General features: G+C 27.5%; 2 protein-coding genes. Both read left to right on the top strand.

Annotated elements, in window-relative coordinates; all coding sequences use genetic code 4:
* Nucleotides 1-20 precede the first annotated feature (20 nt).
* Entirely contained in the window at nucleotides 21-7,817 is a 7,797-nt protein-coding gene (locus tag ACW95P_RS01215; protein WP_457961406.1) for a Smc domain-containing protein, read from the top strand.
* Between the two features lie 314 nt (nucleotides 7,818-8,131).
* Nucleotides 8,132-16,342: a hypothetical protein gene (locus ACW95P_RS01210; protein ID WP_457961405.1), complete on the top strand. Its 8,211-nt coding sequence runs from the start codon at nucleotides 8,132-8,134 to the stop codon at nucleotides 16,340-16,342.
* The last annotated feature ends 40 nt before the right edge of the window (nucleotides 16,343-16,382 follow it).

The raw sequence follows: 16,382 nt of genomic DNA, 5'->3' as shown, positions 1-16,382 counted from the left end.
TATTTTTAAAAGGAGTTTTTATGGAAAAAAATAAATCAAAAACAAAAAAAACATTAAAAATAACAAGCTCATTAGCTTTATTTTCAATTCCATTATTTTCTTCATTAGCTGTTTCTTCTTATCCTGTAGGTGTTTATCCTGATGATAATTTAATAGGTGCAGCTAATGTTGGGGAATCTGCCAAAGATTGAGCAATAAGAATGAAATTTAATTATTTAAATGATAATCAACTTAACAAAATTTCTTGAGACCATTTTAGACCCTCACAAATTAGTGGATTGAACAACAGAATGCATTGACTAACAGATATTAATAATAAAATTAAAAATACTATAGAAAATTCTTCTAATGAATTTTTTAGCAATTTTGGTATGGCCGAAGTGGGAAAGCGTAATGACTTGGAAGCTATAATTGATGCAACTAAAAAGTATTTAAAAGAAACGGATAATCTTTATTTTGGTCAAGTTGAATCTCAAGCTGGAAATCTTTTAGAAGCATGAAATCAAATTGGGGGATATTTAACTAATACTAAAAGTGAAATTTCATGAAAAACTCATCTAAAAACTGCGCAAAAAAATGTTTTAAACTCTAAAGCTTTAGCGGCATATAATTCTGGATTAGGTCGAAATAGTGATAATATAACCGAAGAGTATGTCAAAAAATTTGATCAAATTAATACAAATGCTCTTCTTTTAGATCAAGCAATGAGCAATTTGCAATCTACAATTAATGAATATGAGCCAAAAAAAAGAAATATTGATTATAATTTCTCTTCACAAGATAAAAAAAATGCTTTTGATGCAGCTATTGATTCAGCTAAAAATGTTGATAATGAAATAAACCCTGAAAAAATAAAAGAACTAAGACAAAATATAATAGATAAATTTAATGAATTGGATTGAGCAATCAAATTTAAAAAAAGCGCCTTAAAAAACAAACTAAGAAATGCACCTTTTAATGAATGAAATTCTGCAATATTAAAATTAATTACAGATGAAATTGATGCTGCAAAAAATAGTACACAACTTAATTCTATTGAATTAAAACTTTATGAAATAGGCGTTGAATATTCTAATGCAAAAAACAGATTAGATGAATTAGAAAAATATAAAACAGATAGATCTTCGGAAGTGAATTATAGATTAGCTGATAATGCTCTAAAAACAGATTTTGACACAAAAGTTGATTTTTTAAAAAACAAATTAAATCATGCAAAAAATGGAAGAGAAGTAAGACTCTGAAGCGATTTTTCAAAATCAGATTTTAGTGATTTAATAACTGCTGCTGAAAAAGCTAAAAATAATTTAAATGGACAACAAAATAAAACGGAAGCTGAAAATTTTATTAATACAGCATTAACAAACATTGATGACACAACAAAATCAGAGACAAAAGTAAAAATAGAAAACCCTACCGAAACACCTAATAAAAATGCGTTTGATAAAATAAAAACAGATCTTCAAGCTGCAAACAATATGTTTGATGCTTTGAAAGCAAAATTAAAAGAATATACTAATGAAATTGGTAAAGTTAGTCACAACCTTGCTACAAATAATACCAAATTAGATAATGATGTTATTAATGCTATTAATCTCGTTATAGGCAACCCAAAATTAGATTCCATAAATAATAGAACAAGTATTGAGAGTATTAAACTTATAGCAACTACAGGAACTAAAGTTCAAGCTGCAATTGATGCAATTAATACAGCTTTTGGAAAATTAAATGGTGAAGAAAATTTAAAAAATCAAAAGCAACAAAAAGTTAATGAAGCTAAAAAAGCAATTGAAGATTTAACTCATTTATCAACAGATGAAATTAAAACTTTTTCTGATCGTCTTGACAACCTTGATGTTAATGATACTACAGAAATATTGGATAATTTTGAAACCAAAATAACTCCAATTAAAACAGAAGCTAAAACTTTAAATGATTTAAATAAAGCTAAAGCTAATTTAAAAGCAAAATTAAAAAATGAGCCTTTTAAATTAAATAGTGAAACTATCAAAGCATTTGAAGCTAAAATTGAAACCGTTAATAATATTGATGATTTAGTTCCAATTGAAGCTAAAGCAACTGAATTATCTAATAAAATTGATGATTTAAAATCAGAAATCGCTAAAATGAAAAATGCCCAAGCAACTGAAAAGTATACTTTAGCCTCAATTGATAAAAAAAATGCTTTTGATACAGCTTTAGCAACACTAGAAGCTAAAGTAGGCACTGATAATATTTATGATGAAACAGCTACAACTTTACAAGGTTTTATTAGTGATGGAACAAGTAAAACTAATACTTTAGATGGTTTATTGAATAAGCGTAAGCAAGAATCAAGAGATAAATTAGCTAGATCACCACTAACTGAATTAAATGAAGAAACAAAAAAAACAATTGAAGAAGCGATTAACGCTGCAACTAATGATTCAACACTAGATGCATTAGATGCTAAAGGTTTAAATATTGCTACAGCATTTAAAACTTTAAAAGATAAGGTTGTTGAACTAGAAGCATACAAGGCAGATACTGATTATAAATTATCAGATGACTTAGCTCCTAATAATAAAAAAAGTGACTTTGATACAAGTTTAGCAGCTTTAAAAACTGAAGCATCTAAAGCAGCAAATATACTAGATGTAGATCCTGCTACACTTAATGATTTAGTTACAAAAGCAACTAAAGCAAAAGCAGCTTTAAATGGGGAAGAAAACTTAGAAGTAGTTAAAAAGGAAATCACTAATAATTTAAATCATTTAAGTCCTTCACAAAAAACGCAAGCAACAAATAAGGTTTCTGATTTAACTAAAGTTGATTCTAAATCAGCTTTAACAGCAGCTAAAACGCTATTTACTAATATTGATAGCGAACTTGGCAAAGCTAAAATAGCTTTTGATGCAATAAGTAATTTAACATCAACTGAAAAATCAGAACTTATAGCAAAATTGGATGCAATTAACATTAGCAATATTACTGAAGAACAAGCTAAAGCCAAAATTAATGAAATTACATTAGAAGCTAAAAAAACAGACTTAATAAATGCAGCTTTAAATGAGTTAGATGTTTTAAGTCACTTAGATGATAAATTAATTGAAAAAATTAAGAATGAATTAAATGGCTTTGATAAAACTAATGTCAGAGAAAATGAAGCATCCTTTAAAACTGAAATTAATGAAATTATAAATCAAGCCAAAACTTTAAATAATAAATTTGGAGATACAACTAGCGGAATTGTTAAAGCATTTAATGATTATGTTGCAACAGTTGGAACAACTAAATATGATGAAGCTACAAATAAAGATGAGCAAAATAATATTGTTTATAGTTCTTTAAGTAAAGTTTTTACTCCAACAGTCGCAGCACCTTCGCCATTAACAAATACTGAAAATATTGATACTTTAAAAATTGGAGCTGGAATAGAAGATGCTTCTAAAGATTTAATAACATTACTAAATGAATTAAACAATAATGCTGATGATGCAGTTACTAAAATTAATAAAGCTAAAACAGATTTAAATGGTGAAACAGTTTTGGTTGAGAACATTGCTAAAAAGAAAAAAGAACTAACAGATTTAGTGAATGACAATTCTAAATTTGAAAAACTAGACCAAAATGTTAAAGATGATATCTTAACTACAATTAATGGAGTGGGTAATACCAAAACAGATTTAGATAAATTAAATGTGCTTGAACCAAAAATTAATGGAGCGGAAGAAGTTGTTAAAAAACTTAATGATAAAATTACTGATTTAGAAGCTAAAAAAGCTGATAAAAATTACAAACTGGCAGATGATGCTAATCAAAAAGTTTTTGATAAATTAATTGATGACTTAAAAGATCAGTTAAAACAAGATTTATTTAATACTACTAAAAAAGATACTGCTTTAAATCTTGTTAATTCTACAACTGATGAGCTTGCTAATAGTAAATTAAATGGGGATAATAATTTAGATCAAACTATTAATGATACAAAAGCTTTATCTAATTTAAGTAATGCTCAAAAAATACAAGCTGAAAATAAATTAAAAGATTTTGCAAAAATTGACAATAGAGTAAAATTACACGAAGCTAAAGCAACATTATCTACAATTGATTCTAAATTAAAAACTGCCAAAGATGCTATTGAAAATTTATCGCACTTAACAAGAGAAACGAAAGATAAATACATTGTAGAATTAGAAAAAATTGATATTACCAATTTAACAACTGATACAGCACAAATAGCAATTGATGCTATTGTTAATCAAGCTACAACATTAAATACTTCATTGGAAGAAAAATTAAATAAATTAAAAGAAGTGTTAAAAAAATATACTGATACAATCGGCGACCAAAAACACGATGTTACTCAAAATGTTAATAATATTGATCAAGGTATTTTAGATGAACTAAGAAAAGTTTTAATCGATTTTACAGATACATCATTAACTAATCATTATAATGTTGATGGCAAAAAATTGATAACTAACGATTTGTCTACTCTTGACACTGCAATTTCGCATATTGAAACAGCTTTATCAAAATTAAATGGTGACACCGAGATTAAAAAAGTTACTAATAAATTAAATGAAACTCCTTGAAATACATTAAATGAGGCTACAAAAGAATCAATTAAAATTGCAGCTGAAGCAACAACATCTTATGACAAACTTCAAGGTGTTGTGACAAAAGCTAATCAAGCCATAATTGATAATCAAGCAATCATAACTGAAAATTTTAATATGAAAGCTGTCAAAGATACAGCAAATTACAAGCTAGCTGATACAGCTAAAAAAACTGAATTTGATGCAAAATTAACAGAACTAGAATCAAAATTAACTTCAGAAGATCTTTACAATAAAACTCCGGCTGAAATGGTAACAATTTTAGAACCATTAAAAAATGCACATACTGCATTAGATGGTGATAATAATAAAACAAAAGCACTAGCTGATGTTAATGGATTAACAAATATTCCAGAGTCAACCCAACGCAACTCAATAACTTCTAAAATTAATAATTTAGCTGAAATTGATAGTAAGGATAAATTAGATAAATTAGTTGCAAAATTTAGTGCAATTAACACAAAAATTGGTGATGCAAATACAGAAATTGAAAAATTAGATCACTTATCTCAAGAGCTACAAAATGAGTTCAAAACAAAAATAGCTAATATTGATGTTGAAGCTGAGCAAAGTGCAACTGAAGCTAAAATTCAAAGTTTGATTGATGAAGCTCAAGCAATTAATGCTAAGTTTGATGAATTAAAAACAGCAGTGGCAAGTTATAAATCAATTTTCCCTGAATCAAAATATACTGAAGCTACAGATGAAAATAAAACCGCGCAAAATGATAAGGTAAAAGCAGCTTTAGAATTAGTTTTAAAAGATAAAACTTATTCAAATGTTGAATCAGATTTAGAAGAATTGACAAATGAAACATACAAAACCGGAACAACTTTAGCATCAGCAGAACAAGCAATTAATAAAATCAAGGATGCTCTTGCTTCGTTAAATGGGTTATCACAAGTTGATCAAGAAAAAGACAAAGTTAAAGCTAAAGTTAATGATGCTAATGGAATTTACAATAAATTAAATGATGATACTAAAAATGCTATTTTAGCTGACTTAGATAAACCAGAAAATGATACTAAAGCTGAAATAAATGCAATTGATACCAAAGCAAGTCAAGCTTTGGATGTTCACGATGCTTTAGTGGCAAAAATTGCTGAGTTAGAAAATTATAAAGAAGACAAAGATTATAAATTAGCTAGCGAAGCTGAAAAACAGGCTTTTGATGTAGCGCTTACAAATTTAAAAGATAAATTAACTAAAAACTTGTATGATGATACAATTCGCGCTGAAGCTCAAAAATCAATTACAGATGTGGGTGCCACTAAAGAAGCTTTGGATGGAAATGAAAATTTAGCTGCTGCTAAAACAATAATTGGCGGTTTAATCCATTTATTATCAGATACTAAAACAGCAATTGCAACTGATTTAGATAACATTGCTAAATACCCTGATAAGGAAGCATTAGATGCCGCAACAGCTAAATTTAGTGCAATTGATACTAAAGTTGGCCAAACTTTAACTATTATTAATAATTTAGAACACCTTTCACAAGCTGCTAAAGACACTTATATTGCTGAAGCAAAAACAATTGACATTAATGCAGACCAAGCAACTATAGAAGCTAAAATTGCTGCAGTTGAAGCTAAAGCAACTAATGTTGATAGTAAATATGGGGATTTAAAAGCTGCTTATGATGCTTATAAAGCAGAAATGACTAAAGCAAATTATGTGGATGCTACTGAATCTATCAAAACAGCTCAAGATCAAAAGGTGGCTGATGCCACTGCTTCTGTTTTAGATGCAACAACCACACCAGAACCAACCCAAGATTTATTAGGTGATATTAAAACAAATATTAGTGCTGAGCAAGTTGAAGCAGCCACTGAGCAAATTAGACAAGCTTTATCTGCGCTAGATGGAAATGAGAATCTTGCAGATTTAAAAGAAAAAGTTACAAAAAAAACTGAAGTTGATGGTGAATTTAGTACTTTTAGCGAAGCAACAAAAAATGCAATTAAACAAGAAGTAACAGATGCTGAATTTATGGCGCAAGTTAATGATGTTGATCAAAAAGCAACGGCTGCTCTTGACACTTTAAAAGAAATTGATGAGACCATTAAAGCATTGGAAGCAGCTAAGGCAACTACAAATTACAGTGTTGCTGATCCAGAAAAACAACAAGCACTAGATGCTGTTCTAAAAAAATTACAAGATTTAAAAGCAACTAATTTATTAGAAGCAACAGCAAAAACTCAATCTGCTGAAGATAAAATTGAAGCCGAAAAAGCTATTGCCGCTTTAAATGGAGAGCAAAACTTAAAAGCTGCTCAAGACAAAGTTGATACTTTTATTCACATTCCTAAACCACAGCGTGATCGAGCACGTGATAATTTACCAACCACTTCACTAGCCGATTTAAATCAAAGAGTTAAAGATTTAGAAGAAATGAATAAAGCAATTGAGGTAAATAAAGAAACAATTGATAAATTATCAAATTTAGATAACACAACTAAAAATGAACTAAAAGAAGAAATTGCCAATATTGATTTATCAAAACCAAAAAATGAAAATATCGAAAATTCTAATAAAGTTGTTGAAACTGCCTTTGATTTAAATGCCAAATTTGCTAAATTTAAAACAGATCTTGACAATTATTTATCAGTTAAGCAAACTCCAACTTTTACAGCAGCAACTAATAATGCTACTCAAGATGCAAAAATTGTGAATTTAATTAATAGTATCTTATCAAGTCCGGTTAGCGATGCTAGTCAAGTTACAACAAGTAACACTTTTAAACATGGTCTTAATGCCGCTCAAGTTGATGCTACTTTAGTTGCAATTCAATCAGCAATTGCGGAACTAAACGGGAATCGTGAAGTTGAAAAAGCTAAGTCTGACACTTTAAAGGAAATTTCTACAACTGATAAATATAAAACTTTATCAGCAACTAATAAACAAAGTCTTGAGGAAATGATTAATAAAATTCAACCAAATCAAAATGATTGAAAAACTAGATTAGTTAACGCAACTTTTGAAGCTAACAAAATGGCACAAATTTCAAATAAACCTAATTCAGAACGCAATTCTGAAATTGTCCCAACCAATCCCATAACTCCACAAATCGTTACTAAACCACAAACTCAGCCAACCGAATCTAAGGTTACAAAAAATAATAAACTGTATTTATTATTTTCATTATTAGCAATTGTTCCGATAGCAATATTTGGATTTATTTTGAGAAAACGTAGTAAAAATAAAAAAAATAAATAATCAAACATAAAATTAGAATATTCCTAAGTATATTTATTACAATTAGGGATATTTTTCTTAATTATTTTTTAACTAAAAAAAATTAAAAAATGATAAAATTTTCTGAAAAATATTAAGTATTTGCACTTTTTTGTTTCTATTGCTTTATATATATATATATATTAAAATGTTTACATATATTTAAATAAATTCCCGTATTAATTTTTATTACATTTAGTTATATATTAATAATAATTAATGTTTTTTAATGTAATATTTGTTTCTCATTTTTTAAATTGAATTAAATTAATAAATTTTTATATAAGAAGGTTTTAATGAAAATTACCAAAAAATTTTTTTTTAAAAAATCATCAATATTTGTTTTATCTACAACGCCTTTAGCGTTATCTATTTTTTCTTTCTCTGCAATTGGATATGCTGAAGGGGAATGACATCATGGTGAAAATGTTAGAGATTGAATTAATGCTAATACAATATATTTAACATATTCGCAAAAAGAAGTATTTTCAACAAAAACATGAGAATATAATCGAAGTGATGCAATTGCTGTTGATCGTTTAATGAAGGAAATGAGAGAATTACTTAATTCATCCAAAAATATAATTTCTAATCCATCTAACAAATTTTATCCTCATTATGGTAGCGCTGATAGTGGTTTAAAAACGGATTATAATACAGCCTTAAAAGAAATTGAAGAAAGAGTAGTTACAGCAAGCTATGATGAAGTCAATGTTGCTAACGTTAAGGCTCAAAAAATAAGATTATATACTACTTGAAATGCATTAAATGGTTTCATAAATGAGGCTAAGCAAAAATTAGAAACTTTAACAAATTTAACAAGATCTCAAAAAAGTTTTTATCTTACTAATGACGTATTTCGTTCAATAAAAACATTAGAAAATTCTAAAAATTTTGATAGCGATAAAATAAATAATATTGATGATAATTTTTTAAACACATTAAACACTTTGTATAATCAAATGAATACTTTAAATTCAGTAATGAAACAATTAAAAGATACTGCAATTGAGTATAATAACAAAAAAACTTTTTTAAAATACACTGATGCAGATGATGCTAAAAAAAGAAATTTTGAAAATGCAATCACTAATGCTCTGAATCAAAGTTCCAATACATCCAGTAGAAATTTATCATCAATAACTGAATGAAAAAATAACATAATTAACACATTTAATGCTTTAAATGGTGAGGAAAATTTAAAAAAACAAAAGCAAGAAGTGATTGATAAGGTTAAGGAATTTATCAATAACGATTTCTCGGATTTAACCCCTAATGAAAAGAAAAATTTTATAGATAAATTAGATGGTCTTGATATCGATAATAGTAGTGAATCATTGGCTGTTTTTCAAAGTATAGTAAATCCGATTGAAAAAGAAGCAAATGAATTAAATATTTTAAATAAAGAAAAAAAGGAGTTAAAATTAAAATTAATTTCTAACCCTTTTAACCAATTGAATACAAAAACAATAGAAGCAATTGAGTCAAGAATTGATGCCGCTTCTACACCTGATGCGCTAAATTCTATTGAATTAAAATCTAGACAATTAGCTAATAAAATTAGTAGTTTAAAAGCAAAAATTACTGAAATGGAAGCTTTAAAAACAAATGAAAAGTACACTTTAGCGTCTTCCCCAGGTGCTAAAAATAATTTTGATAATGCTTTAAATTCTTTGCAAACAAAAGTTTCTACTGACAATATTTATGATGAAACTATAGAATCATTAGATACATTGATTTCGAATGCGACATCAGCAATCAATAATTTAGATGGTTTGTTAAATAAACGTAAACAAGAATCTAGAAATAAATTGTTAAATAGCCCTCTAAATGATTTAAATGAAGCAACAAAGCAAGCGATTAACAATCAAATTAACACCGCAACAACATCTAATGCATTAGATTCATTAGACGCAAAAGCTTTTAACGTTGCAACAGAATTTAAAAAATTAAAAGATAAGACAAATGAGTTAGAGCCTTATAAAAATGATATTAATTATAAATTAGCTGATGATGATAAAAAAAGTAAATTTAATGATAGTTTAATTGCTTTAAAAGAAGAAATTACAAAGAATGCCGATATTTTAAATACCCCTCTGAACACATTTACTAATTTAATTAGCGCAGCTGAAGCAGCTAAAAATGAATTAAATGGTAATGATAATTTAGCTGATTTAAAAACAGAAATTGGCAAATTAGATAACTTAAGTTCTGATCAAAAAAACCAAGCTATAAATAAAATTTCGGATCCAACAAAAATTGATTCCAAAACTGCTTTATCCGAGGCAAAAACATTATTTAATGACATTGATGATAAAATCAAAAATGCTAAAATTGCAATTGATGCAATTGATAATTTAACTAGCGCAGAAAAAACAAGCTTTATTGATAAACTTGGGAAAATTAATATTAGTGATGTTACAGCTGAACAAGCAAAAACAAAAATTGATGATATTAAACTAGAAGCTAAAAAGACGGCTTGAGTTAATGAAGCTGTCAAAGAATTAGCTGCATTAACCCATTTATCAACTGCTTTAATTGAAAAAATTAAAGCAAAGTTAAATGGTTTTGATAAAACTCAAGCAAGTGAGTTTGAAATTAATTTTAAAACAAAGATTGATGAAATCGTAAACAAAGCTAAAGCATTAAATGCTGCATATGCCAATAAAATAGAGCCTAAATTTAATGAATATTTAAGCACAATTGGGACTGTAAAATATGATGAAGCAACAAATCAAGAAGCACAAAATACTAATGTTTTTAACGCTTTAAATGAATTAGCTAATCCTAATTTAACAAAACCAGCAACTTTAACTAATTCACACTCAATTAGTGAATTAAAAATTGATTCAAAATCTGATGCTGCTGATATCCCGGCTTTATTAGATAATTTAACTAACAGAGTCACCGCAGTGGTGGAAAAAATTAGTAAGGCTAAAGCTGATTTAAATGGTGAAACTATTTTAAATGCTAAAATTACTGCAAAGCAAAAAGAATTAAATGACTTATTAAATAATAATCGAGAATTTGATTCATTAAATATAGATGCTAAAAACACAATCAAAAATACAATTGATAATATTTCTATTACCAAAGCTGGTTTAGAAGAATTAAATGAACTTGATCACAAAATTCTTGCAGCTAAAGACGTTATTAAAAAAATAAATGACAAAATTGCTGAATTAGAAAAAGCTAAAACTGATTATCCATTAAATTTTAATTTAGCTGACAATGATAAAAAAGCTAAATATGATAAGGTGATAGATGATTTAAAAAATCATTTAAAACAAAATTTATTCGATACAGCAAAAGTTAATGCTGCAGAATTAACATTAACTGAAGCAGATTCATTGTCATTAAACGGAAATGAAAACCTTAATGCAGCTAAAGATAGAATTGATGGCTTAACGCATTTAAGTACTGAGCAAAAAACTCAAGCTAAAGCTAAATTAAAAGATGAAACTAAAGCCGCTTCTAAAAGTTATTTAACCGATAATGAAGCCTTATTTGCAGCTATTAATGATAAATTAGGTTCAGCAAAAACAACGCTTGATGGAATTGCGAATTTAACTACTTTAGAAAGTTCGTCTCTAAAAAATCAATTAGGCAAAATTAATATTAGTAATGTTACAGCTGAAGAAGTTCAAAAAGAAATTGATAACATAATTTTAGAAGCTAAAAAAACTAGTTTAGTAAACAAAACAGTTGAAGAAGTTGAAAAACTAGATAATTTATCACCAGCTTTAATTCAAAAAATTAATGAAGCCTTAAAAGCTTTAGATAAAACAAATGCAACTGAGAATGAAGCTGCTTTTGAAATTAAAGTTAATAGCATCAAAAACAAGGCTATAGCTTTAAATGCCAAATATAAAAATGAAATTGAAAGCAAGTTTAATGATTATGTAAATACAATTGGAACAACTAAATATGATGAAGCCGATAATAAAAATGAGCAAAATAATGCAGTATTTTCAGCTTTAAATGAAATTATAAAACCAAGTATAACAAAACCTTCAGAACTAACAAAAGGTTATAAAATTAATAGTTTAAAAATTGGTTCAACTTCTGTTACTTCAGATATAAACGCTTTGCTAGATGAGTTATCTGCTAAAGCAAGTGAAGTAGCTAGAAAAATTGAAACTGCTAAGACCGAATTAAATGGTGAAACTGTTTTGGCAGATAAAATCTCTAAGAAAAAAACAGATTTAGAAACAAAATTGGACACCACACCAGAATTTACAAAATTACCTACAAGTGCAGTAACTGATATCAAAGACGAAATCAACAAGGCAAGCTCATTAACAGAATTAGAAAATCTTGAAACAAAAATTGATGCTACAGCTAGTGCTATTGAGCAAATCAAACAAAGAATTGAAAAATTAAATGCAATAAAAGATCAAGCCAATTACAAATTAGCTGATCAAGAAAAACAAGCTGAGTTTGATGCAATTATTAAAAATTTAGAAGATCATTTAAAACAAGATTTATTTGATGATGCAATAAGAACAACAGCACTTAGTGATTTAGGTGATTCCACCGAAGCAATTGCTGAAAGCAAGCTAAATGGTAATAGTAATTTATCAACTGCCCTTATTGCTGTTCAAGCCTTAGATAATTTAAGTGAAGAGCAAAGAAGAGCTGCTGAAACTAATTTAAAAAATTTAGGTAAAATTGATTCTAAAGATAAATTAACTGCCGCTAAAAATTTATTTTCTACTATTGATACAAAAATTAAAGCTGCTAAAAATGATATTAATAGCTTAAACCATTTAATTCAAACAACTAAAGATAAAGCAATAGAAGATTTAGGTAAAATTAATATCAGTGATATTGATGAAGCAACAGCAACAGCAAAAATTAATGAAATTGTTACTACTAATACAACTTTAAATAACTCACTAGATCAAGAATTTACAAAATTAAAAGAAGCTTTAAAACAATATACTACTGAAATTGGAAATAAAAAGCATGATGTTACAGAAAATTTAGCAACTATTGATCAAGAAGTACTAACTGCACTTAAATCAGTTTTAGGTGACATTACAGATACAACATTAGGTAGCAGCTTTAATGTTGATGGCAAAAAACTAATTACTAATGATATTGATACAATTAAAACAGCAGTGGAAAACATTTATAATGCATTTTCTAAATTAAATGGTGATACAAAAATTAAAGAAGTAATCGACAAATTGGAAACAGAGCCTTGAAATACATTGAATGACGCAACAAAAGCAGCAATTAAAACCGCATCTAATAATGTAACATCTTACGAAAAATTACAAGAAGTTATTGATCAGGTAACTCAAACCTTAACTGACGTAGCAACAATTCAAACAAGAATTACCCAATTTGATGAAATGAAAAATTCAGCCAATTATAAAGTGGCAAATGATGATTTAAAAACTACTTTTGATACTGAAGTTACATCACTAAGAGCTAAATTCACTAATGATGATTTATTTAACAAATCTGTTGAAATAGCTAATATTTTAAAACCTGCTAATGATGCAGCTGGAGCATTAAATGGTAATAATAATATTACTGCTGCAGAAACTAGTATCCAAACTTTAACTAATTTACCAGTAGCTACCCAAAACACGATTATTAGTGAATTAAAAGATTTAAATAAAACTAATAATAAAACTACATTAAATAATTTAGTTAATAAATTTAGTGCAATTAATAATTTTATTGAAGTTGAAAAAAATAAAATTAAAGCTTTAGATCACCTTTCTCCAGAACTTCAAAATGAACTAATAGCTGATTTATCAAATATTGGTGATTTAAGCCAATCTAAAGCTGATATCGAAGCAGCAATTACTGCTAAAACAGCAAATGCAGTTGCTATTAATGATGAATTCAATGTCTTAAAAACAGTAGTTGCTAATTATAAAGAAGTATTTTCAAAACCAGAATATACCGAAGCAACAGAAGATAATAAAACTGCTCAAAATAATAAGGTTAAAACGGCTTTGGAAGCGGTTTTAAAAGATCAAACTTATGCAAATCTTGAAGCAGAGCTAACAGAATTAACAACCGAAACTTATAAATTAGGAACGACTTTAGTAATTGCTAAAGCAACAATTAATAACATTAAGGATGCACTTGATTCTTTAAATGGGTTAACTAAAGTTAATGAAGAAAAGGAAAAGCTTAGAGCAAAAGTTGAAGATGCATCAGCTATTTATAATGGCTTAAATCAAGTTACTAAAAATGCTATTTTAGATGATCTTAATAAGGATGAAACAGATACTAAAGCAGAAATTACTGCAATTGACACCAAAGCAACCAATGCCTTAAATACACAAACTCAGTTACAAGTTAAAATTGATGAATTAAAAAAATATCAATCTGAAGACAAAAACTATAAGTTAGCTAGTCCAACTGAAAAAACTGCTTTTGATGAAGCGTTAAAAAAACTTGAAGAACAGTTAGTTAAAAATTTATATGATGATGCAATGCAAACTGAAACAACTAGATTAATTGCAGCGTCTGAAATAGCAAAAACTAATCTTGATGGGAATAAAAATATTGAAAAAGCTAAATCAGATATTAGCAATTTATCAAATTTATTAGACACAACTAAAACAGATATTAAAAATAGTCTAGATAATATTAATAAATTTGGTGATAAAGCAACATTAAATGCAGAAGTTGCTAAATGAACTGCAATCAATGAGAAATTAGAAGATTTAAAAAATGCACTAAAATCTGATGCAATACCACCACTTGAACATTTATCACAAGCAGCCAAAGATGCATTTTTAACAAAAGCAAAAACAATTGAAGATGTTAATGCCAATCAAGCAGTCATTGAAGCTAAAATAGCTCAAATTAAATCTGATGCTGAAAATACTAATACAGCTTATAATGATTTAAAAGTTGCATATGATACTTATAAATCCAAAATACCAACTGCAGATTATGTAGACGCAACTGAAAGTAAAAAATTAGCAGCTAATGAAACGGTGCAAACATCATTAGAATCTGTACTAGATGCTTCAACTACACCTGGTGCAACTAACGATTTGCAAGGCAAAATTCAAGCTGATATTGATGTTGCAAAAATTGAGGAAGCCAAGGTAGCAATTGAAAGAGCAACAGAATCGCTAGATGGTGATGCTAATTTAGATGCCTTAAAAACAGTGGTAAAAAATCACACTCAAGCCGGTGGTAATTTTGCCTCACTTAGTGATGCAACAAAAATAGCGATTAATCAAGCGGTGACAGATGCTAACTTTATGGCTGATGTAAATGATGTTAAAAACAAAGCTGAAGAAGCACTCAATACATTAAAAATAATTGAAGAAGAAATTGCCAAATTAGAAGCAGCAAAAGAAACTACAAATTACAAAGTTGCTGAAGTAGCTAAACAAAAAGCCTTAGATGATGCATTAAAAGCATTAAAAGATTTAAAAGATAGTAATTTAATAGACCATACAACTTCTGCAAAATTAGCTCAAGCTAAAATTAATGCAGCAACAGCAATTGCTAATTTAGATGGAAATAAAAATTTCAAATCTGCTCAAGATAAAGTTGATAGCTTTATTCATATTCCTGTAACTGAAAGAAATAATGCGCGTGATAATTTACCAACAACATCATTAAATGATTTAAATCAGAAAGTAAAAGATTTAGAAGAAATTAATAAAACAGTCGAAAAAAACAAAGATATTATTGACAAATTACCAAATTTAAATCAAGATACTAAAAATGAATTAAAAGAAGAATCTGCTAATGTAGATTTATCAAAAACTAAAAATGAGAATATCGATAATTCAAATTCCGTTGCTGAAAAAGCAAAAAATTTAAATGATCGATTTGTTAAATTTGAACTAAATCTTGATGACTATTTATCAATTAAACAAACTCCAACTTTTACTGCAGCAACTAATAAAGTAGAGCAAGATAAAAAAATTATTGATTTGATTAATAGTATATTATCAACATCAGTTAGTGATGTGAGTCAAGTGAAATCAAGTAATACTTTCAAACATGGAATTGATGCAACTCAAGTTGATACAGTTTTAGCAGCTATTCAAATTGCGATCCAAGCTTTAGATGGAAATTCGGAAGTGGAAAAAGCTAAAATAAACTTAATTGAGCAAATTACAAATAATAATGAATATCAAGATTTATCACATCTTACAAAAGAAAGTTTAAAAGAAAAAGTTCTAGCAATTGACAGTAATAAAACAGATTGAAAAATTCAGCTTAATGAAATTATTAATGAAGCAACTAAAATACTTACAACAATTACTACAATTAATAATGAAATTGAATTAGCAAAAGCAGAAGGTGAAATTAATAAGGTTATTGAATTACAAGAAACTAAAGAAGCTGATTTAACTAATGCAGTTACAAATTTAGAACCAGAAATATCCCAATCTTTAGTGAACTCATCTACAAATAAACTTTATTGATTATTTTCATTATTAGCAATTATTCCGATCGCAATTTTCTGATTTATTTTTGGAAAGCGCCGCAAAAACAAAAAAAGATAAACAAATAAGATTTTAATTAAAATATTCCTAAGCTTATTTT

This window comes from Mycoplasma pogonae (assembly GCF_054170725.1).
Note: the sequence above shows the minus strand (reverse complement) of the source record. Positions and strands in the feature narration are given on the sequence as shown.